Genomic DNA, 257 nt, shown 5'->3' with positions numbered 1-257 from the left:
ACTCAGGGAATCGATTTTTCTTTCTCTTCCTCCGGGTACTAAGATGTTTCAGTTCTCCGGGTCTACCATCTGACATGCTATGAATTCACATGTCGATAACACGACATACTCGTGTTGGGTTCCCCCATTCGGAAATCTCTGGATCACAACTTACTTACAGCTCCCCAAAGCATATCGTCGTTAGTAACGTCCTTCATCGGCTTCTAGTGCCAAGGCATTCACCGTGCGCCCTTAATAACTTAATCTAGTTATTAATC

At 44.4% G+C, this 257-nt stretch carries 1 rRNA gene; it reads right to left on the bottom strand.

The features are described 5' to 3' along the window. Positions 1 to 245, bottom strand: a 23S ribosomal RNA gene (locus APS80_RS10435); the annotation flags it as partial. Positions 246 to 257: the final 12 nt, after the last annotated feature.

The sequence above is a fragment of the Staphylococcus auricularis genome (genome assembly GCF_001500315.1).
GTDB lineage: Bacteria > Bacillota > Bacilli > Staphylococcales > Staphylococcaceae > Staphylococcus > Staphylococcus auricularis.
This window is presented reverse-complemented; position numbering and strand designations above follow the sequence as displayed.